Source organism: Thioalkalivibrio sp. ALMg13-2 (assembly GCF_000381185.1).
GTDB lineage: Bacteria > Pseudomonadota > Gammaproteobacteria > Ectothiorhodospirales > Ectothiorhodospiraceae > Thioalkalivibrio > Thioalkalivibrio versutus.
On sequence record NZ_KB906101.1, the window covers coordinates 223475 to 245180 of the forward strand.

Sequence of the window (21706 nt, forward strand, 5' to 3'; positions counted from 1 at the left end):
CGCATTATAACGGCGCGGCGCGCTGGCCGCCCGGGGGATATGCCCTTGGCGGTTGTCTGCCGTGTAGGCTGGCTCTGGTTCGTCCTCCGGTGTTTACGGTGGCTCCAGGCTGCCGCCTGCCTTGTTGTGGCTGGTCCCGGTTCGTCGTTGGGTGTTTACAGTGCCTCCGGTCCGCATACTGCCAGGCGCTGACTCGCCAGCGCGCCGCGAGGTACTTCTTTGCTCGTGCAAAGAAGTACCCAAGAAACACGCCCGACTGCCGCGACCCCGGCCCGCTGCGCGGGCCGGGGTTTCCCTCGCTCCGAGGCTTTTCGCGGGCGGCGCTGAACTCGCTACGCCTTCGGCTCCGCTCAGACATCCAGCGCCCCGTGTCTATTTAGAATCGTCCCGCGAAAAGCCTCTCCACTCGGCGCGACGACAACGGGGAGGTAGGTCAAAACAACGGCTATCCCAGCGTGCTTGCCAGTGGATGATGGCTAGGTCTTCGAGCATCTTCGGCACGTTCGGCCCTTGGCCCTTGGCCGTTGCGTGCCGCGCCCGCGAAGCGGGCGCTGGGGGCCTTCGAGCGGCTGTGCCTGTTGTTGTGCCACGGGGCCGGAATACCTTCTGTTTTGACCTCCCCCTCCCGTATGGAGCCCCTTGCGGAAGGGTTCTCGGGCCGGGAGAAGGCGCTGGATGTCTGAGCGAAGCGCAGCGTAGCGAGTTCAGCGCCGCCGGCCCGAGGGCCCTGGAGCAAGGTTCCCGGGCGGAATCCGGGTGCCCTTCTTTGGGCACTTTCTTGGGCAAGCAAGAAAGTGCCTCGCGGTGCGCTCGCGAGAGAGCGCCTGGCAGGCGGCCGGACGAAGCCACCGTAAACACCTGATGACGAACCCTGGCTAGCCACCGTGGGGCTGGCGGTGGACCAAAGGCAACATAAACACGAGAGGATGAATACGCCCGAGCCATTGCGTGGCGAGGAGGCGGCTCAGGTGGTGGCGATGTGGTCGAGCAGGGCGCGGTAGCCGCTGCGGTAGTCGGGATACTGGAGGCGATAGCCACTGGCATGCAGGCGCTTGTTGCAGCAGTGCTTGCCGGAGACTTCGCCCTCGGGCATCGGCGGTGTGCCGGGCGGATCGATCTCCATCGCCTGTGCCAGCCAGGCGAGCAGCTCGTGGCGCAGGGCGGGCTCGTCATCCACGCCCAGATAAATCGGGTCGGGGTCATCCAGATGGAACAAATGGGTCAGCAGGCCCACGCAGTCATCGCGGTGGATGCGGTTGGTCCAGACCGGCGCTTCGTGCTGACCACGCACGCCCTCGCGTACCTTGCGCAGGTGGTACTCGCGGCCCGGGCCATAGATGCCGCCAAAGCGCACGACCACGCCGGGAAAGGGACTGTCGGCCAGCAACTGCTCGGCTTCCCGCAGGGCGCGCCCGGAGAACCGGGTGGGTTCGGTGGGGCTGGCCTCGTCCACCCAGCGGCCGTCGTCGGCGCCGTACACCGAGGTGCTGGAGACGAATACAACGCGGCGCGGCTGCGGGCTGGCCCGTTCCAGGGCGGTCAGGGTGTTGCGCAGGCCGTCAACATAGGCGCGACGATAGGCGGGCTCGGTGAACTCGCCCGGGGTGGCGATGAAATAAACCGTGTCGAGCGCCGGCGGCAGCTCCGGCAGGCCGTCCGCGACGCCGAAGTCGCCGGCCAGGGGCTGGATCGGCTTGGGGATGTGCTCCGGCCGGCGGCGCAGGCCCCAGACGGAGTGTCCGCCGTGGGCAAGTTGCTGGCCAACGGCACCGCCGAGATCGCCGCAGCCCATGATCAGGATGTTGGCCATTGTTCCCTCCGGGATCGTGATACGCACGCTACCGATTTCGCTGGCGAAAGACCAGTGCCAAAGTGAGGGTTCGACCGTGGGCGATAGCTCGGGCATGCTGACTGGAACGCAGATGAACGGGAGATGGGGCTTGGGCAAGGCGAGCCGAAAGAAGGTCGACACGTGTGTCTGCGGGTCCGGGCAGGACCGTGCCGCCTGCTGTGGGCCGTATCTGGATGGTACGGCCTCGGCGCCCACGGCGGAGGCGCTGATGCGCTCGCGTTATGCCGCGTTTGTGGAAGGGCGTGAGGACTATCTGCTGGCGACCTGGGCGGCCGCGACACGCCCGGCATCCATGGAGCTGGATTCGGAACAGCGCTGGCTGGGGCTCGCGATACGTGCGACCGAGGCGGGTGGGCCGGACGACGAGTCAGGCTGGGTCGAGTTCATTGCCCGGTCACGGGTGCGCGGTCAGGGCGTACGCCTGCACGAGCGCAGTCGTTTTCGCCGCGAAGACGGGCGCTGGGTGTATGTCGACGGGGAGTTTCCGGGCGCATGACAGCCGCTTCGGATTCGGTCGCGTCACCGGTCCATCCGGCATTGCTGGATCGGGTGCTGGAGTGCCTGCGCATGCAGTCGGACGGGCTGACCGAGCACGCCCTGATCACGCAGTTGCGCGACGCGGGCGTGGAGCCGTTTTCCGGGGCGCGGCTGCAGGAGCCCTTGAGCCTGTTTCAGGCGCACTTTGTGCTGTTCCACTGCCTCTACCGGCTGCGCGACCGCCTTGCGGAGGGCGGCGAAGGCTTGCGTATCCACTGCCTGGATATCGGGATCGAGCCGGTGCGGGAAGGTGGCGCGGTGGATGGGCTTCTGGCGACGCATGATCCACTGCGCGCCTATTACCTCGACCTGGCGCAGCTGGAAACCATGGATGCGTCGGCGGTGGAGGCGCTTCTGGGCGAGTTCTGGTCGCAGCTGGGGCGTGACCAGCAACGCGAGCAGGCGCTGGAGGTGCTGGAGCTTGCGGACCCGGTGGATGCCGACACGATCCGCCGACAGTACCGCCGGATGGCGCAGCGCCACCACCCGGACCGGGGTGGCGACACGGCCAAACTGCAGCGGATCAACGCGGCCCGCTGGGTCCTGCTGGTCCGGGGCTGAGGTTCAGTCGTCCGAGTCCGACATGGTGGTCACGAACGCCTGTTCCACGGTGAAGGTACCCACGCCCTTGTAGTTGGTCTGGGTCCAGCCGTGTTCGGTGAGCCACTCGCTCATCTCGCGGTTCATCGCCGGGTTGCCGCACAGCATTACGCGGTCGTGTTCCGGATCCGCGGGCGGCAGATCGAGGATCTGGCTCAGTTCGCCGGAGCGGAACATGTCGGCGCCACGCTGGTTGTTGTCGTAGGGCTGCTGCGCGATCGGGCAGGCGAAGTCGTGGTTCTCGCGGGTCACGGTCGGCACGTAGCGCAGGCGGTCGCTGATGCGCGACTCGATCTCCTGGCGGTAGGCCAGTTCCTCGACGGTACGCACGCTGTGCACCAGCACTGCATTGTCGAAGTGCTCGAACAGCTCCGGGCTGCGGATCAGCGAGATGAACGGGGCGAGCCCCGTGCCGGTGGCCAGCATGTACAGGGTGCGACCTGGCTGCACGTAGTCGAAGGTGAGCGAGCCGGTGACCTTGGTGTTGATCCAGATTGAATCACCCGGTCCAGCCTCGGCCAGGCGGCTGGTCAGGGCGCCATCCGGCACGTGGATGCTCAGGAATTCCAGTTCCTCGGCCTCGGGTTCGGAGACGATCGAATACGCACGCGGAATCAGCTTGCCCTCGGGGCGCAGCCCCAGGGTCACGAATTGCCCGTTCTTGAATTCCAGACCCTCCGGGCGCGTGGTGGTGAAGCTGAAGGTCTTGTCCGACCAGCGGTGCGTGGAGGTGATGCGTTGTTCCGAATAAGGCATAAGTGCGTGGTTTTCCGATTATTGTTCGGTCCTACGCTAGCAAGTCCGCGCACCGGAAGCGAAAGCGCCGGCAAAAACCAAGGAAAACACTCGGAAATGGGTATCGCTCGTCAGCGGACGTTGCTGTCGATGAGCGTGAGGTGTTGCTCCAGCGGGGCCGGTTCCGACAGGTAGAAGCCCTGCACGAAGTCCAGGCCGATCTCGCGCAGGCGGTCCATGGTCGCGGCTGATTCGACACACTCGGCGATGGTGCGCAGGCCGAGGACATGACCCACGCGGTGAATGGCCGTGACCATGGCCGAGTCCACCGCGTTGTGGGCAATATCGCGCACGAAGCTGCCGTCGATCTTGATGAAGTCCACCGGCAGGTTCTTCAAGTACCCGAATGACGACAGACCGCTGCCGAAGTCGTCCAGGGAGAAACGACAACCCATGTAGCGCAGGGTGCGGATCAGGCTCTGGGCGCGTTCGTGGTGGCTGATGGCCGCGGTCTCGGTGATCTCGAAGATGATGCAGCGCGGCGGGATCGCGTAGTGCTGCAGGCGCTCGGTGACGAACTCCAGCATGCTCTCCTGCGCCAGCGACTGGCCCGAGAGGTTGATCGCCAGAGTGGGGTCGCAGTGGGATGAGTTCTCGCGCGGCGCACGATGCCGGGCGAGCATGGCGAAGGCGTTGTCGATGATGTGGCGGTCGATATCCGGCATCAGGTGGTAGCGCTCTGCGGCCGGGATGAAGCTGCCCGGCGGGATCAGCCGGCCATCCTCGTCGCGCAGGCGCATCAACACCTCGACATGGGCAAGGTCCGGGGCGACTGGACCCAGCGGGTGGACGGCCTGGCCGAACAGCGCGAAGCGCCCTTCCTCCAGCGCCGAGCGGATGCGGCCGACCCATTCCATCTCCCCGCGTCGGCGGCGCAGGGCCTGGTCGCTGGGCTGCCAGACGTAGACCTGGTTGCGGCCGTTTTCCTTGGCGGCGTAGCAGGCGGAGTCCGCCTGGCTGAGGATCTCGGGCAGGGTCTGTTCCGGGCCGCTGACCGGCACCAGACCGATGCTGACGCCGACATCGAAACGCCGGCCCTCCCATGCGAAGCGCAGGGACTGCACGGTCTCCAGCATCTTCCTGGCAATCGCCTCGGCGCGTTCGGGCGGGCAGTGGCACAGCAGCACGCCGAATTCGTCGCCACCCAGCCGAGCCAGGGTGTCGTTCTCGCGGATCAGGTGCCGCAGGCGCTCGGAGAGTTCCCGCAGGAGCTCGTCGCCGGCCTGGTGACCGCAGGTGTCGTTGATGATCTTGAACTGGTCGAGGTCCATGTAGAACACCGCATGCGGCGTCTCGCCCTCCTCCTGAATGTGCAGGGCCTGGTCCAGCCGCCGCTCGAATTCGCGGCGGTTGCACAGGCCGGTGAGGTCGTCATGGGTCGCCTGATGGTTGAGCTGCTGGGTCATCTGCCACAGCTCGGTGTGGTCGTGCAGCACGACCACCACACCCTGGGCCTCGCGGTTCGGGCGTTGCAGGGGCGAGGCCAGCATGCGTACCACGCGGGTTTCGCCGTCGGCGCGATGCAGTATGCGTTCGGGCGATTCCACGGTACCGCCCAGGTTCAGGCAGTGTTCCACCGGGCGGAGCACGCTGGCCCCCGTCCGGGTGTCTTCCAGGTCCAGCAGTTCGTCCACCAGGCGGCCCTGGGCGCTGGTGGCATCCAGCCCCAGCAGTACCTGGGCGGCGGGGTTCAGGTAGGTCAGGCGCCCGTGGGTGTCTGCGGTGATGACCCCGTCGCTGATTGATTGCAGCGTGGTTAGCAGGCGGTCCCGTTCGGCACCCGTGGCGGCCTCCGCGGCCCGCAGCGAGGTGACGTCCCAGGCCACGCCGAGCACGCCTGGGCGGCTGGATTCCCCATCGGTCAGCGGCATCCATGAGACGCGTAGATAGGTGTCGCCAATACGGACCTCGTCGTCGAAGCTATCCCCCCTCAGAGCGCGTTCCACGGCATCGATCACGTTGGGCTGGTCGGCGTAGACTTCCCGGGCGTCGCGGCCCAGGACATCGCCTGGCTTTAATCCCAGGGTCCGGAGGCCGGCTCCCTCTGATAGCGTGAAGCAGCCTTCAGCATCTAGCGCGAACAGGATCAGCGGGGCATGGCGAATGGTCGCGCCCAGCTGGGTCTCCAGGCTCTTCAGCGCCTGCTCCGACTGACGCTCGCGGGTGATGTCGCGGACGGTCGCGAAGACCTCGAGCTCGCCGTCCGTGCGGATCGCGTTGATGTGCACCTCGGCCGGAAATTCGCCACCGTCACGATGCCGGTAGCGGCTCTCGAAGTGCGCGGGGAGGCGCTGTTCGGGGTTGGAGTGGGCCTGGTCCACGTCGTCCTGAGTGGCCTGCAGGTCCAGCTCGGTGATGTGCACGCCGCCGGTCAGTTCGGCGCTGGTATAGCCCAGAAGTTCGCAGGCGGCGTAGTTGGCCGCGACGATCCCGCCCTTGCGGTCGAGGACCAGATGAGCCTCGGGCGCCTGTTCGAAGATCCGCTGATAGCGCGTGGTGTCCGGGTGATCGGGCATGGCGGCGGGCTGAACCTTTGGTGGCGGGCCGGGCCCCGCGTCGGGGCGTGATTCGGCACCGGAGTGTCGCCGGTTGCGCCGGCACTGGCAACCTTGGAAGGTGCGGATTTGCCTCTTCCGGGGCGGTTTCTGCTTGCCCGGCTTACCCGGGCGCTTGGGTGAGCCGGGACAGGTTTTCCGTGGACAGGGGCGCGCTGTGCGGGGGATTGCGCAGTTGTTCGCGCGCCCAGGCGGCGTGTTCGCGCACCAGCTCGGAAGGGTGCTCGGCGCGGGCGGCCAGGGCCGCGTCCGCCTCGGGTGTGGCCGGACCGTTGCCCAGGGCCACAGCGAGGTTGCGCAGCCACTGCGCATGGCCGATTCGGCGAATGGCCATGCCCTCGGTGCGGGCGAGGAAGGTTGCCTCGTCCCAGGCGAACAGCTCGATCAGGCTGGCGCTATCCAGACCGTGGCGGGCGATGAAGTCGGGTTCCGCCGTGACCTCGGCAAAGCGGTTCCAGGGGCAGACCAGCTGGCAGTCGTCGCAGCCGTAGATGCGGTTGCCGATCAGCGGGCGCAGGTCCTCGGGGATCGCACCCTTCAGTTCGATGGTCAGGTAGGAGATGCAGAGGCGTGCGTCCAGGTCGTACGGCCCGCGGAAGGCCCGGGTCGGGCAGACATCGAGACAGGCGGTGCACTGGCCGCAGTGCTCGTCCACGGGTTCGTCCAGTGGCAGTGGCAGGTCGGTAAACAGCTCCCCGAGGAAGAACCAGGAGCCGCTCTCGCGCGCCAGCAGATTGGTGTTTTTGCCAATCCAGCCCAGCCCGGCGCGGGCGGCCAGGGCCTTTTCCAGGATTGGCGCGCTATCGGTGAAGGCGCGATAGCCGAACGGCCCGACCTCCGCCTCGATCCGGCGCGCGAGGGTGGTCAGGCGCTTGCGCAGCAGCTTGTGGTAGTCGCGGCCCAGGGCATAGCGCGAGACATAGGCGTGATCGCGTTCGGCCAGCTGGATCGCCGGGCGCCGGGTGGCCGGCGGGAAGTAGTCCATGCGCACGCTGATGATGCGCTGCACACCGGGCATCAGGGCATCCGGGGCGTGGCGCAGGGGGGCGCGGTCGGCCATCCAGTCCATGTCGCCGTGCGAGCCCTGGGCCAGCCAGTCGTCCAGATGCCGGCGATCCGCCTCGGGCACCTCGGCGGGGGCGATGCGCACGGCCTGGAAGCCGAGCTCGCGTCCCCAGTCGCGGATGCGTTCGGCAAGCTCGGTGGATTGGCGTGGATCGAGGCGCTGAGGCACGATTTCGGCTTCCGCGACGGAGGTGATGGCGTGAATCATGAACCCGACCCACAAGCATTGACCAGCGCACTGTTCGATAACGCGGGCATGCGGGCCCTGGATGCCGCCGGCCTGGCCCTGCCGGGGATGGCGCCGGGCGAGCTGATGGAGCGTGCCGGTCAGGCCCTGCTGGCGGTGGTGCGCCGCGACTGGCCGCAGGCCCGCCGCATCGGGATCCTGTGCGGGCCCGGCAACAACGGCGGAGACGGCTACGTGCTTGCCCGGCTGGCGGCCGAGGCCGGGCTGGAGGTGCGGGTCCATGGCGGCCCCTCGCGGGCGCGCCCCGAGTCCGATGGTCGCCAGGCCCATCGGCGCTGGCAGGAGGGCGGCGGCGAGGTCCATGCCCTGGAAAGTTTCGACCCGGCGGCCGCGGACCTGTGGGTGGATTGCCTGTTCGGGATCGGCTTGGAGCGGCCGCTGACCGATGCCTACGGCGCGGTGATCGAGTCGTTGAACGCGAGTGGGCGGCAGGTGCTGGCGGCCGATGTGCCCTCGGGCGTGGATATCGATCGCGGCCGGGTCCTGGGGGAGGCGGTCAGGGCGAATCACACCCTGACCATGATCGCCGACAAGCTGGGCCTGCATACCGGGGCCGCGGTCGACCGGGTCGGCCAGGTGGAGGTGGCCCCGCTCGATCTCCCTGCCTCGGTGGCCCATGGCATCGCGCCGGTTGCGCGTCGGGTCGGGCCAGAGGACTGGCGGCAGCGTCTGCCGGTACGGCGCCCGGGGGCGCACAAGGGCGACTGTGGGCATGTGCTGATCGTGGGCGGCGCGCCCGGCTACTCGGGGGCCGCGCGGCTGGCGGCGACGGCCGCCCTGCGCGCCGGGGCCGGCCGTGTGACCCTGGCCACGCACCCCGAGCATGCGGCCTGGGCGAACCTGGAGCGACCCGAGTTGATGGTGCGTGGCGTGGCGGACGCCAGCGAGTTGCAGGCCCTGATGCGTCGCGTCGATGTCGTCGCGGTGGGACCGGGATTGGGACAGGACGCCTGGGGTCGTGGCCTGTGGCTGGCGGTGGCGGATGCCGACCTGCCCCGGGTGGTGGATGCCGATGCCCTGAACCTGCTGGCCGAGGCCCCGCGCCGGGGCGAGGACTGGGTGCTGACCCCGCACCCAGGCGAGGCCGCCCGTCTGCAGGGGCAGGACGTGGCCACTATCGAGGCCGATCGCCCCGGGCAGGTGCGGGCGCTGGCCGCGCGCCTGGGTGGAGTGGTGTTGTTGAAGGGGGCGGGCACGCTGGTCGCCAGTTCGGGTGCGGAGCCGCTGGCCTGTGTCACCGGCGGCCACCCCGGTATGGCCACCGCCGGCAGCGGGGACGTGCTGACCGGCATCATCGCCGCGCTGCGCGGGCAGGGCGCGGATGCGCGCAGCGCCGCGGAGATCGGGGCCGCCTGGCACTGCGCCGCAGCCTGCATCGCGCGTGACCGCCTGGGCGGGGCGCGCGGGATGCTGGCCGGGGATCTGGCCGAAGCCCTGCCGGCCGCGTCCGGGGGTGGGGCATGACGGGGGCAGCGGCCCCTCTGGTCCTCCCGCACCTGGAGGCGACCGAGGCGGCCGGGGCCGCGCTGGTGGCGCTCGACGCCCCGCATATCGTGTTCCTGGAGGGTGATTTGGGTGTCGGCAAGACCACTTGGGTTCGGGGTCTGCTGCGCCGGCTCGGGCATGAAGGCGCGGTCCGCAGTCCGACCTACACCCTGGTGGAGCCGTATGAGCTGGCGGGGCGCGAGGTCCTGCACTTCGACCTTTATCGCCTGGGTGATCCCGAAGAACTCGAGTACCTGGGGGTGCGCGAGGCCTTCGGGGGCGATGTCCTGTGGCTGGTGGAGTGGCCGGAGCGCGGTGTGGGCTGGCTGCCGGCGCCGGATCTGGTGGTGCGCCTGGCGCATCGCGAGGGCACAGCCGAAGGTCGGGAGCTGTGGCTGGAGGGGCCGCTGGCGGCGGCCTACCACCGGGTGCTTCGGGACCAGGAGATCGTGACAGGGTGACACGCCGGGGCTGCCCCGGAGTTGGCCCGCCACGCGCACAATGCGCGATATCTCGCTCATAAAGAAAGAAAATCGCTATTGCTTTTCCAGAAAAAGCGTCCACAATGTAGTCAGAACCCCTGATTACAAAGGGAAACGCCGTGGGCCAATCAACATCGCCGGATCTGCGCCGCCGCCAGCTGCTGCGCGCCATGACTGCCCTCGGGCTGGTCGGGATGCCTTTGCCGGCCCTGGCTCGCACGGACGTCCGGCGCGTGCGTATGTCCGTGGATGGCGGAACCACCCGTCTGGTCTTCGACATGGACGGCGAGGCGGAATACTCCATGTTCCACCTGCAGTCTCCCGACCGCCTGGTGGTCGATCTGGAGAACGCGCGGGCCGTGGAAGACCTGACCATCAGCGATAACCCGCGCTCGGCGATCAGGGCCGTGCGCCATGCCGCACGCAATGGCTCCGATCTGCGCGTGGTGTTCGACCTGCGCAAGCCGGTGGAGCCGAGCAGTTTCGTGCTGATGCCGGCACAGGGTGCGCCGCACCGCCTGGTCCTGGATCTGACCAGCGGCGAGGCACCCGCCGCGCCGCGCTCGGCGGAGAACAACGGCTCCCGCCGTGGGCGCTCGCAGGAGGACCTGCGCGATGTCGTGGTCGCCATCGATGCCGGTCATGGTGGGCATGATCCGGGTGCCATCGGCCCCGCCGGCACCCGCGAGAAGGACGTGGTCCTGCAGATCTCGAAGCGTCTGGCCGATCGCGTGAACAGCGAGCACGGCATGAAGGCCGTGATGACCCGCAGTGGAGACTATTTCCTGCCCCTGCGCGAGCGCATCGAACGGGCGCGCAAGGCGGACGCCGATATCTTCGTGTCCATCCACGCCGACGCGATCGCCAATCGCAACGTGCAGGGTTCGTCGGTCTACATGTTGTCCGAGCGCGGGGCCTCCAGCGAGGCGGCGCGCTTCCTCGCCCAGCGCGAGAACCAGGCGGATCTGAGCCTGGGCGGGGTGCCGATCAACGGCAAGGACGACTCCCTGACCAACGTGCTGCTGGACCTGGCCCAGAGCGGGAGCCTGGAGGCCAGCAACACCCTGGCCGAGCGGATGATCGCGGAGCTCCACCGGGTGGGCAAGGTGCGCAAGCCGGAGGTGGAGCGCGCGAACTTCGCGGTCCTGCGCTCGCCGGATGTGCCGTCGGTCCTGGTCGAGGCGGCCTTCATCTCCAATCCCTCCGAGGAGCGCAAGCTGCGCAGCACGACCTTCCAGAACTCGCTGGCGGACGCCCTGCTGACCGGGCTGCGGTCGTACTTCTCCACCCATGCCCGTCCGGGCACGCTGATCGCCGACGGCCAGCCCGACCAGCACATCATCCGCCCGGGCGAGACCCTCTCCGGGATTGCCGATCGCTATCGCCTGTCGCTGGCGGACCTGCGTTCGGCCAACGATGTCCGCGACGACCGCATTTACGCCGGCCAGGTCCTGCGTATCCCCCGCGACTCCTGAGCCCGGAACCTCCGGGCAGCCCGTCACGTCTTGCAGGCGTTGTTCGGCCGCCGGCTAGGCACTCCGGCGCTGCCCCGGTTAGGCTAGGCACCCGGTTCTCGTCTCTCCCAGGTGTCGCGCGTGGCGATCGCAAAGCTCTCCGAACAACTGATCAATCAGATCGCCGCCGGCGAGGTGATCGAGCGCCCGGCCTCGGTGGTCAAGGAACTGCTGGAGAACGCCCTGGATGCCGGGGCGACGCGGGTGGATGTGCGCCTGGAGCAGGGCGGCGTCCGCCTGATCCAGATCAGCGACAACGGCAGCGGGATCTATCGCGACGAGATGCCGCTGGCCCTGTCGCGCCATGCCACCAGCAAGATTGCCTGCATGGACGACCTCGAGGCGTTGCATACGCTGGGCTTTCGCGGCGAGGCCCTGCCCTCGATCGCCTCCGTCTCGCGGCTGTCGCTGACCTCCATGGTGGCGGACGAGCGCAACGGCTGGCGCCTGACCGGGGATGGCTCCGATATATTCCGCGAGGCCGCCCCGGCGTCACATCCGGTGGGCACGACCGTCGAGGTCCGCGACCTGTTCTTCAACGTCCCGGCGCGGCGCAAGTTCGTGCGTACCGAACGCACCGAATACAACCACTGCGAGAACGTCATCCGCACCCAGGCGGCTGCCTGTCCCGAGGTCGCCTTCAGCCTGCGCCACAATGACCGCGTCACCCTGGACCTGCCGGCGGCCGACGACCCCGGCGAACGGGTGCGGGCGCTGCTGGGTGATGCCTTTCTCGAGCATGCGACCCCGGTGGACGAACAGCGCGCCGGGCTGGCGCTGTCCGGCTGGCTGGGCTCGCCGACCCAGTCGCGGGCGCAGCCCGATCAGCAATTCTTTTTCGTCAACGGCCGCGCGATCCGCGACCGCGTGCTGGCGGCGGCCGTGCGCAAGGCCTATCAGGACGTGCTCTACCACGGGCGGCATCCGATGTTCGTGCTGGACCTGGAACTGGATCCGACTCAGGTGGATGTGAACGCGCATCCGACCAAGCAGGAGGTGCGCTTTCGCGAGTCGCGCATGGTTCACGACTTCATCTTCCACAGCCTGCACAAGGCGCTTGCCGCGTTGCGTCCGGGGGATTCCGGGCATGCCGCGGCGGTACCCGACATGGGTGCGCCGGCCCCCGCCGGTCGCCCCATGCCCATGCCGGCGCAGGCGGATCGCCCGCTGTCCGGGCTGGGTGTGCCGGGTGCGGTCGGTGGGTACGCGCCCCCTCGCGAACCGCGACTTGAGCCGGTCGGGCGCGAGCCAGGCTTTGGTGCGGCCTGGGCCGAGTTCCGCGGGACGTCTGCGGTGGCCGAGGCGCGGCCCGCCGCTTATGACACCCCGATGCCATCCGCCACGTCCGGTGCGCCCGCAGCGGACCCGGACGGCATGCCGCCCCTGGGGTTTGCCCTGGGGCAGGTAGCCGAGACCTTCATCCTGGCCGAGAGCCCCCGCGGCCTGATCGTGGTGGACATGCACGCGGCCCACGAGCGCATCACCTATGAACGTCTCAAGCGCGAATGGGAGGGGGCACGGGTGACCTCGCAGCCGCTGCTGGTGCCGGAGACCCTGGACGTCACCCCGGCCGAGGCCGAACTGGCCGAGGAACGCGCGGGCCTGCTTGGGGAACTCGGCTTCGAGCTCGACCGTGCCGGCCCCGAGACCCTGACCCTGCGCGCGGCGCCCGCGCTGCTGCGCGGCCAGGACACCGCGCAGCTCGTGCGCGATGTCCTGGCGGACCTCGCGGCCGACGGTTACAGCCATCGGGCCGAGGGGGCGATGAACGCGGTACTGGGAACGATCGCCTGCCACGGTTCCGTGCGTTCGGGGCGGCGCCTGACCCTGCCCGAGATGAACCAGTTACTGCGCGATATGGAGGCCACCGAACGCTCCGGCCAGTGCAACCACGGGCGCCCGACCTGGGTGGAGCTGGACCACTCGGCGCTGGACCGGCTGTTCCTGCGAGGACGCTGATGGCCGGACTGGATGGGGACCGGCCGCCGGTCATCCTGCTGGCCGGTCCCACCGCGAGCGGCAAGACCGCGCTGTCGCTGGCGCTGGCCGAGGCCCTGGACGCGGAGATCGTCAGCGTGGATTCCGCGCTGGTCTATCGCGGCATGGATATCGGCACCGCCAAGCCGGACGCCGCCGAGCGTGCCCGCGCCCCGCATCACCTGCTGGATATCCGCGACCCGGAGGACACCTACAACGCCTCCGACTTTGCCCGCGATGCCCGCGCCGCGATCGATGCCATTCATGCCCGCGGCCGGGTCGCCCTGCTGGCGGGCGGCACGCTGCTCTACCTGCGCGCCCTGCTGGACGGCTTCGATCCGATCCCGCCGGTCCCGGATGCGGTCCGCGAGTCCGTGCGTGGCCGTCTGGAACACGAGGGCGCCGTGGCCCTCCATGCCGAGCTGGCCACCGTGGACCCGGAGGCCGCCGCGCGCATCCACCCGAACGACCCGCAACGCATCCTGCGCGCCCTGGAGGTGTACGCGGCCAGTGGCCAGCCATTGTCGGGCTTCCAGAGTGGCGCGGCCGCGACGGTCCCGGCGGGCTGGGTGTCGCTGGCCCTGTGGCCGGCGGATCGCGAGCGCCTGCGTGCGCGCATCGCCGACCGCTTCGATGTGATGCTGGAGGCCGGCTTTGTCGACGAACTGATGACCCTGACCCGTCGCCCCGGCCTGACCGCGGAGCACCCGTCGCAGCGGGCGGTGGGGTATCGCCAGGGCTGGCAGTGGCTGGCCGGCGAATGCGACTTTGCGACCTTTCGCGAGCGGGCCATCGCCGCGACTCGACAGCTCGCAAAACGCCAGCTCACCGGGCTGCGGCGCTTCCCCCTGCATGCCCGGTTGAACGCCGAGGACGCGGATTTGTCGCAGGCTCTGCGGGCCATCCAGGCTGCACGGATGGCGGCCCCGGCAGCGGCGATGTCCGAATAACGCCCGGTGTACGCCTGGAACGGCGCCGCGAAGCCGGTATGCTACGCTTCAACCTGACCGTGCGGCGGGCCGACTTCGAGCCGCCGGCGCGGGTCGCGAACCAATAATAACGATCAAGGAACGCACCGATGGCCAAAGGGCAAATGTTGCAGGAACCCTTCCTGAATGCGCTGCGTCGGGACCGGATCCCGGTCTCCATCTACCTGGTGAACGGGATCAAGCTGCAGGGGCAGATCGAATCCTTCGACCAGTTCGTGGTGCTGCTGCGCAGTACGGTCTCGCAGATGGTGTACAAGCACGCCATCTCCACGATCGTGCCGGCCCGTCAGGTGAACATGAATCTCGAGGGCGAGGCAGCGGCCCCCGCCTCCGCCGAGGCCGAGTCCTGAACATGAGTGGAGGTCTCCTCCAGCTTGTTTGAGCGTCCGGAGAGTGCCGGCGACGAGCGCGTCGGCAATGGCGCGGTCCTGGTCGCGCTGAATGTCGGGGACAACCCCGATATCGAGGCCCAGGTCCAGGAATTCGACGAGCTCGTGCGTTCCGCCGGGGCCGAGATCATGGCGGTGGTGCGCGGCTCGCGCGACCGGCCGCACCCCAAGCTGTTCGTCGGTGCTGGCAAGGCCGACGAGATCCGCGATGCGGTGGAGGCGTCGGGTGCCGACGTGGTGATCTTCAACCACGCCCTTTCGCCCAGCCAGGAACGCAACCTCGAGGCCCACCTGAAGGCCCGGGTGCTGGATCGCTCCGGCTTGATCCTCGATATCTTCGCCCAGCGCGCCCGCTCCCACGAGGGCAAGCTGCAGGTGGAGCTGGCCCAGTTGCGCCACATGTCCACGCGCCTGGTCCGTGGCTGGACCCACCTCGAGCGGCAAAAGGGCGGGATCGGCCTGCGCGGTCCGGGGGAAACCCAGCTGGAGACCGACCGCCGCCTGCTGGCCGGGCGCATCAAGCACATTGAGCGGCGTCTGGAGAAGGTCGAACGCACCCGCGAACAGGGCCGTCAGGCGCGCCTGCGCAACGAGATCCCGACGGTCTCGCTGGTGGGCTACACCAACGCCGGCAAGTCGACCCTGTTCAATCGCCTCACGCATTCCGACGTCTACCAGGCGGATCAGCTGTTCGCGACCCTGGACCCGACCCTGCGCCGTCTGGACCTGGCCCCGCACCAGTCGCTGATCCTGGCCGACACCGTGGGCTTCGTGCGCGACCTGCCGCATGAGCTGGTCGCTGCGTTCAAGGCGACCCTGACCGAGACCCGCGAGGCGGCGCTGCTGCTGCACGTGATCGACGCCGCCGACCCGGAGCGCGAGGCGCGCATCCGGCAGGTCGAGGAGGTGCTCGAGGAGATCGGTGCCGAGGACGTCCCCTGCTGGAGGGTGTACAACAAGATCGACCAGCTGGAGAACCCGGCCGAGGACCCGGACGACCGTTTCGGCATGGCGGACGATGCCTTCTGGCTGTCGGCGCATACCGGCGAGGGTGTGGAGCGCCTGGAGCAGCGCCTGGCCGAGACCTTCACCGAGTCCATGACCCAGGGCTGGGTCGAGCTCCCGGCCTCGGCCGGGCGCCTGCGCGCCCAGCTCTACGAAGAGAAGGCCGTGGAGGCCGAGCAGACCACGCCGGATGGGTCGATCCAGTTGCGCCTGCATGTGCCGAAGCGGCGTTTCGAGCAGCTCTTCCGGGCGGCCGGGCTGGATCCCGAAGCGGTGCGCCTGCAGCCGGAAGTACCCGGACCGACCGCCGCCCACCACTGACGACGCGACCTCCCGGCGCCCCGCGCCACCAGGAACTTTTGTGTTAATACCTGACCAAATCAGTCAGACATTCATGCAAAAGCCAACGCGAGGAGGTCCGCATGATCCTTGAACGCTTTGTCGATGCCGGCCTGTCCCAGCACTCCTTCGTGGTCGGCTGTCAGGGCAGCGGCGAGATCGCCGTGATTGACCCGCAGCGCGACGTCGATGTGTACCTGGACTACGCCGAACGCAACGGTTATCGCATCACCCGCGTGATGGACACCCACATCCACGCCGACTTCGCCTCCGGTGCCCGCGAACTGGCGGACAAGACCGGCGCCCGTCTGCTGTTGTCCGGGCACGATGTGGGCGAGCATTTCCAGGTGCAGTTCCCGCATGACGACCTGTTTGAGGGCGACCGCATCGAGCTTGGCAACGTGCGCATCGAGACCCGCCATGTACCGGGGCATACCCCGGAACACCTGATGTTCGTGGTGTATGACGGCGCCCGGTCCGGCGAGGATCCGATCGCGATTATCACCGGCGATTTCCTGTTCGTGGGCTCGCTGGGCCGGCCCGACCTGCTCGGCGAGGAGGCCAAACAGGCCCTGGCACGGCAGATGTTCCACAGCGTGCGCGAGCAGCTGGCGGACCTGCCGGACGGGGTCGAGGTGCATCCCGGGCACGGTGCCGGTTCCGCCTGTGGCGCCGGCATGGCCGGCCGGCCGGTCTCCACGCTCGGCTACGAGCGCCGGACCAACCCGTACCTCGACCCGTCGCTGGACGAGGACGCCTTCGTGCACAAGTTGCTGCACGGACTGCCGCCGATCCCGGATTTCTATCCGCGCAACAAGCGGATCAACTCCGAGGGGCCGAAGGCGGTCATCCCGTTGCCCGGTATGACGGCGCTGGACCCGGCCGACGTGGCCCGGCGGGCCGCGGCCGGCGAGGTGACGGTGATCGACCTGCGCGATCCGCTGGCCTTTGGCGGGGGGCATACTCCCAATGCACTGGGCATCGGGATCGACGGCGGTTTCGCCAACTGGGCCGGCTGGGTTACGCCGGATGAAACGCCGATTGTCCTGATCGACCAGACCGGCGATCCGGCGGTGATCGAGCGGGCCGTCCGCCATCTGGTGCGCACTGGCCGCGACTATATCGAGGGCTACGTGCGCGGCGGCATGGCGGCTTGGGCCGGCACCGGCCTGCCTCTGGCGACCCTGGCCCAGCTGGATGCCCCGGCGGCGCAGGCCGCGGTCGCCGACGGGCGGATTCGCTTGGTGGACGTGCGCGCCGTGGCCGAGTTCGAGGCAGGACATGCCGAGGCCGCGGTCAACCAGCCGGTGGCCGACACCCGTACCGGCATCCCCGGTATCGACAAGACCGAACCGGTCGCCGTGGTCTGCGGCAGTGGCTACCGTTCGACGGTTGCGGGCTCCATCCTGCAGCGGCTGGGCTACCACGAGGTCTACAACGTGGTGGGTGGCATGCAGGCCTGGGACCGTGTGACCGCGGCGGGCGAGGGCGACCGGCGCGCCGCCTGATCTCGGCGCCGAGCGGGTGGCAAGCGCCGCCCGCTCCCCTACGCAAAAGGCCCCGGTTCCACCCGGGGCCTTTTGCGTGGGGGCATGTCGTGATTCAGGCGTCGCCTTGGGCGAGGGTCTCCCGGTCGGCGCTGGCCAGGTAGACGGTCAGGGTCTCTCCGGCTCGGATGCCGTCGCCGTTTAGCCCGTTCCAGCGGCGCAGGTCCCCGATGCTGACCTGGTGGTGCCGCGCGATGGTCGAGAGGGAATCGCCTGGACGGACCTCGTACTCGATGCGCTGGCCGTCGGGACCGCGGTTGGGGTCGGCACGCACCACCTTAAGGGTGTCGCCGGGCCGCAGGATGGCATCCGGCTCGAGATCGTTGGCGGCGCGCAGGGCGCCGATGGACATGCCGGTGCGCTGGCTGATGTGCCACAGGCTGTCGCCAGCCTGCACCTGATAGTCCTCCGCTAACTGGCCGTTGTCGCCGGCCACCTGCAGCGGAGCCTCTTCGCTCGGGGCGGAGGCCGGCAGGCGCAGGGTCTGACCGGCGCGGATCATGTCGTCGTCGAGGTTGTTCATGTCGCGCAGCACGGCGACGCGGGTGCCGGCGCGCTGGGCAATCTGGCCGAGGTTGTCGCCCGAGCGCACCGTGTATTCGCGGAACCGGAGCAGCGGTTCATCGTTGCGGGTCTCCAGTGCCGCCTCGAGGGTGGGCAGCGCCTCGCGCGGGACGAACAGGTGCTGGGCGCCGCCGGGGTGGGTGGCATGGCGGTGGTAGCCGGGGTTGAGCTGTTTGAGGGTCTCGGTATCCAGGTCGGCGAGCTCCGCGATTAGCGAGAAGTCCGCCTGCTGGCCGGGTTCGATCATCTCCAGCGCGGGTTCGTTGGCGATGGGCGCGATGGCGATGTTGTGGGCATCGGGGTCCAGGAACAGGTGGCGCAGGGCCAGCAGTCGCGGGATGTACGCGGTCGGCTCGGACGGCAGGTCCAGGCTCCAGTAGTCAGTGGGCTCACCGCGAGCGGCATTGCGGTCGATCGCGCGCTGGATGTTGCCCTGGCCGTAGTTGTAAGCGGCCAGGGCCAGGTACCAGTCGTCGAAGCGTCGATGCAGCGCCTGGAGGTAGTCCAGCGCGGCGAGGGTGGATTTGTAGACGTCGCGGCGGCCGTCGTACCAGTGATCGCGCGACAGATCGAAATAGTCGCCGGTGGCCGGCATGAACTGCCAGATCCCCGCCGCGCGGCTGCGCGAGGTCGCCTGGGCGACGAAGCCGCTCTCCACGATCGGTAGCAGCAGGAGCTCGGCGGGCATGTCGCGCGCCTCGATCTCGGACAGGATGAAGTAGGCGAACGGCTCCGCGCGCCGGGTGCTGTACTCGATGATCCGTGGATGGTCACGGTAGTGCCTGATATAGCGATCCACGCGCTCGTGGTCCAGCGCGTCGTTGAAGCCGAAGCCCAGGCGCGCGCGCTCCCACAGGTCGTCGGTCTCGGCGGCACGTTGCGCGGCGTCGCGCTGCTGGCGTTCCATCGCGGCCTGCACGTCCTCGGTCGTGCGCGGTTCCACGATCGGCCGATCCGCCGCCGAGGTGTCCAGCGTGCGCTCGGAGTCGTGTAGGCTACAGGCAGAGGCGAAGATCGCCGTCAGGCCGAGAATCAGGGCGGTGGTCAGTCGTGTGCGGAGGCGTGGTGTCATGGCGCTGGAGGATAAACCAGAGATGGGGGATCACCAAGACCCATTCCTGACTTGGTTGGCGCACTGGTATGCCCAGCCGCAGGGGCGGAGGGTCCGCGAGCGCTTTCTGGAACGCATTCGGCGCTATGGCGATGCGGGCCCCGGGGGGCTGGCGGTGGAGCTGGCGCCGGTGCCGATCCTGGAGGACAGCGATGCCCTGCAGGCCCCGCTGATCCGGATCGCCTCGGCGCGCCCGGCGCTGCGCATGGACCCCGAGGCCTGGCCGCTGGAGTCCGCCTGTGCCGGGCGCATCGTGCTCGCCCATCCCTGCGCCCAGAGCGAGCAACCGGCGGCGGTGGTGGCCGAGGCGGCCCGGGTGCTGGAGCCCGAGGGACGGGTGTTTCTGCTGGAAGGCAACCGCCTGCAACGCGGTGGGCGCAACGGGGTGCGCGCCTCGCCTCTGCCCGAAGGCCTGCGGCGGCGCCAGTATCGCGAGTTACTGGAGGCGGCGGATCTCGAGGTGCTGGATCAGTGGAGCCTGAGCCTGCTCCCACCGGGGCTGCCCGCCGCCTGGCAGAAACGCCTGGCCACAATGGATGCCTGGACCCTGCGCGGTCTGCCGCCGCTGGCCAGCATGATCCTGACCGTGGCCCACAAGCGGGTGAACATGCCCCTGCGTCCGGAGCCGCGTTTCCGCTTCGCCATGCCCAACCCCGCGATGCGTCCGGGGCTGGTATCCTCGCGCTCCTCTCATTCTGGAGCCCGCCGAACGCATGGCTGACGAACGCGTGTACATCTATACCGACGGGGCCTGCCGCGGGAACCCCGGGCCCGGCGGCTGGGGTGCGATCCTGCGCTTCGACGGGCGCGAGCGCGAGCTCTACGGGGCCGAGGCCGAGACGACCAATAACCGCATGGAGATGACTGCGGCCATCCGCGCGCTGGAGACCCTGAAGCGTCCCTGCAAGGTGGAGCTGGTCACGGATTCCAAATACGTGAAGCAGGGCGTGACCGAGTGGATGCCCGGCTGGAAGCGGCGCAACTGGAAGTCCGCCAGTGGCTCGCCGGTGAAGAACCGTGATCTCTGGGAGGAGCTGGATGCACAGGCCCAGCGCCACGACATCGAGTGGTACTGGGTACGGGGCCACAGCGGTCACCCGGAGAACGAGCGCGCCGACGAACTGGCCAATGCGGGCATTGATGCCCTGCTGGCCGGCGAACCGATCGAGAACTGAAGGAAACCACGATGCGTCAGATCGTGCTGGATACCGAGACCACGGGCCTGGACCCCTCCGACGGCCACCGCATTATCGAGATCGGCTGCCTGGAGCTGGACAACCGCCGCCCCACCGGGCGCAAGCTGCACGAGTTTCTGCAACCGGATCGCGAGATCGACGCCGGCGCGATCGCGGTGCACGGGATCACCAACGAGTTTCTGGCCGACAAGCCTCGATTTGCCGATGTCGTCGATGACTTTGTCGACTTCATTCGTGGGGCCGAACTGATCATTCACAACGCGCCCTTCGATGTCGGCTTCATCAACAATGAGCTGCGCCTGTTGGGCGATGTGGCGCCGGCGTCCGAGGTGGCCGAGGTCAGCACCGTGCTGGATTCGCTGGTGATGGCGCGGCGCATGCACCCGGGGGCGCGCAATTCCCTGGATGCCCTGTGCAAGCGCTACGAGGTGGACGGCTCCGGCCGCACCCTGCACGGGGCGCTGCTCGATGCCGAGCTGCTCGCGGATGTCTATCTGGCGATGACCGGCGGGCAGGTGGCGCTGACCCTGGATTCCGGAGGCGACGGCGATGCCGCGGCCGGCCCGGTCAAGGCGCGGCGCTCGGGCAAGCCGCTGCCGGTGATCGAGCCGACGCCCGAGGAGCAGGCGGCGCACGAGGCGCTGCTGCAGACGCTGGACGAGGCGGCCGGCGGCACCTGCCGCTGGCGCGCCAACGTTTGACCTCATCGCCCGACGCAGGCTCCGCGCCTGCAGTCTAGGCACGTTCGTCCAATCGCCTCCCGGGAGAGGCTGGCCCTGGTTCGGCATCCAGTGTTTACGTGCCTTCGTCCGGCCGCCTGCCACGCGCTCTCTCGCGAGCGCACCGCGAGGTACTTTCTTGCTTGCCCAAGAAAGTACCCAAAGAAGGGCACCCGGATTCCGCCCGGGAACCTCGCTCCGGACGCGCTGGGCCGGCGGCGCTGAACTCGCTACGCCTGCGGCTTCGCTCAGACATCCAGCGCCTTCTTCCGGCCCATCACGCCCTCCGCGAGGGGCTCCATACGGGAGGAGAAGGTCAAAACAGACCGTATCCCGTAGGGTGCGGTTCAGCGCAGCGAAACGCACCATACCCCACGTCGTGCGAAACCCTGATGCGATTCGCTGCGCTCATCCGCATCCTACGTCTCCCCGGCACCCGCTTCGCGGGCGCGGCACGCTATGGCCAAAGGCCGAGCGTGCCGAAGATGCTCGAAGACCTAGCCATCATCCACCGGCAGGAACGCTGGGATCGCCGTTGTCTTGACCTTCCTCCCCGTTGTCGTCGCGCCGAGTGGAGAGGCTTTTCGCGGGACGATTCTAAATAGACACGGGGCGCTGGATGTCTGAGCGGAGCCGCAGGCGCAGCGAGTTCAGCGCCGCCCGCGAAAAGCCTCGGAGCGAGGGAAACCCCGGCCCGCGCAGCGGGCCGGGGTCGCGGCAGTCGGGCGTGTTTCTTGG

General features: G+C 68.7%; 18 protein-coding genes and 1 pseudogene. 14 read left to right on the forward strand and 5 right to left on the reverse strand.

Annotated features, from left to right (window positions below; all coding sequences use genetic code 11):
* The first annotated feature begins 469 nt into the window (after window positions 1-469).
* Window positions 470-683: pseudogene (locus F618_RS16555) on the forward strand (hypothetical protein).
* A gap of 281 nt (window positions 684-964) precedes the next feature.
* Here F618_RS16555 and F618_RS0102545 read toward each other — a convergent pair.
* Complete coding sequence (locus tag F618_RS0102545; protein WP_019567686.1) at window positions 965-1810, reverse strand: SDR family oxidoreductase; 846 nt, start codon at window positions 1808-1810, stop codon at window positions 965-967.
* 130 nt (window positions 1811-1940) lie between these two features.
* Between F618_RS0102545 and F618_RS0102550 the strand changes: the two genes are divergently transcribed.
* Complete coding sequence (locus tag F618_RS0102550) at window positions 1941-2348, forward strand: YchJ family protein (protein WP_018939011.1); 408 nt, start codon at window positions 1941-1943, stop codon at window positions 2346-2348.
* Window positions 2345-2950: a DNA-J related domain-containing protein gene (locus tag F618_RS0102555; protein WP_026287994.1), complete on the forward strand. Its 606-nt coding sequence runs from the start codon at window positions 2345-2347 to the stop codon at window positions 2948-2950. Before F618_RS0102550 ends, F618_RS0102555 begins: the two co-directional genes overlap by 4 nt.
* A gap of 3 nt (window positions 2951-2953) precedes the next feature.
* On the opposite strand, the gene F618_RS0102560 is transcribed toward F618_RS0102555, so the two are convergent.
* The 3 genes from F618_RS0102560 to queG all read right to left on the reverse strand — a co-directional run bounded on the left by F618_RS0102560 (window position 2954) and on the right by queG (window position 7612).
* Window positions 2954-3745, reverse strand: a complete 792-nt coding sequence (locus F618_RS0102560; protein ID WP_018175830.1) for a ferredoxin--NADP reductase — start codon at window positions 3743-3745, stop codon at window positions 2954-2956.
* 110 nt (window positions 3746-3855) lie between these two features.
* On the reverse strand, window positions 3856-6300 hold the full coding sequence (locus tag F618_RS0102565) for an EAL domain-containing protein (protein ID WP_019567687.1): 2445 nt from the start codon (window positions 6298-6300) through the stop codon (window positions 3856-3858).
* 142 nt (window positions 6301-6442) lie between these two features.
* The gene (gene queG, locus F618_RS0102570) at window positions 6443-7612 is read right to left on the reverse strand and encodes a tRNA epoxyqueuosine(34) reductase QueG (protein ID WP_018939008.1); all 1170 of its coding nucleotides are present in this window, start codon (window positions 7610-7612) and stop codon (window positions 6443-6445) included.
* Window positions 7613-7630: 18 nt separating this feature from the next.
* Here queG and F618_RS0102575 point away from each other — a divergent pair, with 18 nt between their 5' ends.
* The 8 genes from F618_RS0102575 to F618_RS0102610 all read left to right on the forward strand — a co-directional run bounded on the left by F618_RS0102575 (window position 7631) and on the right by F618_RS0102610 (window position 17339).
* Window positions 7631-9115, forward strand: a complete 1485-nt coding sequence (locus tag F618_RS0102575) for a bifunctional ADP-dependent NAD(P)H-hydrate dehydratase/NAD(P)H-hydrate epimerase (RefSeq protein ID WP_018952348.1) — start codon at window positions 7631-7633, stop codon at window positions 9113-9115.
* Window positions 9112-9597 (forward strand): tRNA (adenosine(37)-N6)-threonylcarbamoyltransferase complex ATPase subunit type 1 TsaE, encoded by a 486-nt coding sequence (gene tsaE / locus F618_RS0102580; protein ID WP_019567688.1) that lies wholly within the window; start codon window positions 9112-9114, stop codon window positions 9595-9597. Before F618_RS0102575 ends, tsaE begins: the two co-directional genes overlap by 4 nt.
* A gap of 191 nt (window positions 9598-9788) precedes the next feature.
* The gene (locus F618_RS0102585) at window positions 9789-11093 is read left to right on the forward strand and encodes an N-acetylmuramoyl-L-alanine amidase (protein ID WP_051076222.1); all 1305 of its coding nucleotides are present in this window, start codon (window positions 9789-9791) and stop codon (window positions 11091-11093) included.
* Window positions 11094-11213: 120 nt separating this feature from the next.
* Window positions 11214-13091 carry a DNA mismatch repair endonuclease MutL gene (mutL, locus tag F618_RS0102590; RefSeq protein WP_026331123.1) on the forward strand — a complete coding sequence of 626 codons (1878 nt, stop codon included), beginning with the start codon at window positions 11214-11216 and terminating at the stop codon, window positions 13089-13091.
* Complete coding sequence (miaA, locus tag F618_RS0102595) at window positions 13091-14059, forward strand: tRNA (adenosine(37)-N6)-dimethylallyltransferase MiaA (protein WP_018939003.1); 969 nt, start codon at window positions 13091-13093, stop codon at window positions 14057-14059. The genes mutL and miaA overlap by 1 nt, the downstream gene beginning before the upstream one ends.
* Window positions 14060-14187: 128 nt before the next feature.
* On the forward strand, window positions 14188-14448 hold the full coding sequence (gene hfq, locus F618_RS0102600; protein ID WP_018175824.1) for an RNA chaperone Hfq: 261 nt from the start codon (window positions 14188-14190) through the stop codon (window positions 14446-14448).
* 24 nt (window positions 14449-14472) lie between these two features.
* Window positions 14473-15813, forward strand: a complete 1341-nt coding sequence (hflX, locus tag F618_RS0102605) for a ribosome rescue GTPase HflX (protein WP_026287993.1) — start codon at window positions 14473-14475, stop codon at window positions 15811-15813.
* A 101-nt stretch (window positions 15814-15914) separates the two neighbouring features.
* Window positions 15915-17339, forward strand: coding sequence for a rhodanese-like domain-containing protein (locus F618_RS0102610; RefSeq protein ID WP_019567690.1), 1425 nt, complete (start codon window positions 15915-15917; stop codon window positions 17337-17339).
* Between the two features lie 94 nt (window positions 17340-17433).
* Here F618_RS0102610 and F618_RS0102615 read toward each other — a convergent pair whose 3' ends face one another.
* Complete coding sequence (locus F618_RS0102615; protein ID WP_018939000.1) at window positions 17434-19014, reverse strand: LysM peptidoglycan-binding domain-containing protein; 1581 nt, start codon at window positions 19012-19014, stop codon at window positions 17434-17436.
* Here F618_RS0102615 and F618_RS0102620 point away from each other — a divergent pair.
* From F618_RS0102620 to dnaQ, 3 genes are read left to right on the forward strand one after another with little or no spacing between them, the layout of a single operon-like run.
* A complete protein-coding gene (locus F618_RS0102620) occupies window positions 19013-19774 on the forward strand; it encodes a hypothetical protein (RefSeq protein ID WP_018939211.1) in 762 nt (253 codons plus the stop codon). The two genes, F618_RS0102615 and F618_RS0102620, sit on opposite strands and share 2 nt — an antisense overlap.
* Window positions 19767-20228 carry a ribonuclease HI gene (gene rnhA / locus F618_RS0102625; RefSeq protein ID WP_018145389.1) on the forward strand — a complete coding sequence of 154 codons (462 nt, stop codon included), beginning with the start codon at window positions 19767-19769 and terminating at the stop codon, window positions 20226-20228. The genes F618_RS0102620 and rnhA overlap by 8 nt, the downstream gene beginning before the upstream one ends.
* Window positions 20229-20239: 11 nt before the next feature.
* Window positions 20240-20950, forward strand: coding sequence for a DNA polymerase III subunit epsilon (gene dnaQ / locus F618_RS0102630; RefSeq protein ID WP_019567691.1), 711 nt, complete (start codon window positions 20240-20242; stop codon window positions 20948-20950).
* Window positions 20951-21706: the final 756 nt, after the last annotated feature.

Excerpts from the sequence above, each read along its gene's own strand:
- queG (WP_018939008.1), bottom strand. The coding sequence starts at position 7,612 with ATGATTCACGCCATCACCTCCGTCGCGGAAGCCGAAATCGTGCCTCAG.
- F618_RS0102555 (WP_026287994.1), top strand. The coding sequence starts at position 2,345 with ATGACAGCCGCTTCGGATTCGGTCGCGTCACCGGTCCATCCGGCATTG.
- miaA (WP_018939003.1), top strand. The coding sequence starts at position 13,091 with ATGGCCGGACTGGATGGGGACCGGCCGCCGGTCATCCTGCTGGCCGGT.
- hfq (WP_018175824.1), top strand. The coding sequence starts at position 14,188 with ATGGCCAAAGGGCAAATGTTGCAGGAACCCTTCCTGAATGCGCTGCGT.
- F618_RS0102560 (WP_018175830.1), bottom strand. The coding sequence starts at position 3,745 with ATGCCTTATTCGGAACAACGCATCACCTCCACGCACCGCTGGTCGGAC.
- F618_RS0102620 (WP_018939211.1), top strand. The coding sequence starts at position 19,013 with ATGGCGCTGGAGGATAAACCAGAGATGGGGGATCACCAAGACCCATTC.
- F618_RS0102610 (WP_019567690.1), top strand. The coding sequence starts at position 15,915 with ATGATCCTTGAACGCTTTGTCGATGCCGGCCTGTCCCAGCACTCCTTC.
- F618_RS0102585 (WP_051076222.1), top strand. The coding sequence starts at position 9,789 with ATGACTGCCCTCGGGCTGGTCGGGATGCCTTTGCCGGCCCTGGCTCGC.
- F618_RS0102615 (WP_018939000.1), bottom strand. The coding sequence starts at position 19,014 with ATGACACCACGCCTCCGCACACGACTGACCACCGCCCTGATTCTCGGC.
- rnhA (WP_018145389.1), top strand. The coding sequence starts at position 19,767 with ATGGCTGACGAACGCGTGTACATCTATACCGACGGGGCCTGCCGCGGG.
- tsaE (WP_019567688.1), top strand. The coding sequence starts at position 9,112 with ATGACGGGGGCAGCGGCCCCTCTGGTCCTCCCGCACCTGGAGGCGACC.
- dnaQ (WP_019567691.1), top strand. The coding sequence starts at position 20,240 with ATGCGTCAGATCGTGCTGGATACCGAGACCACGGGCCTGGACCCCTCC.
- F618_RS0102545 (WP_019567686.1), bottom strand. The coding sequence starts at position 1,810 with ATGGCCAACATCCTGATCATGGGCTGCGGCGATCTCGGCGGTGCCGTT.
- F618_RS0102565 (WP_019567687.1), bottom strand. The coding sequence starts at position 6,300 with ATGCCCGATCACCCGGACACCACGCGCTATCAGCGGATCTTCGAACAG.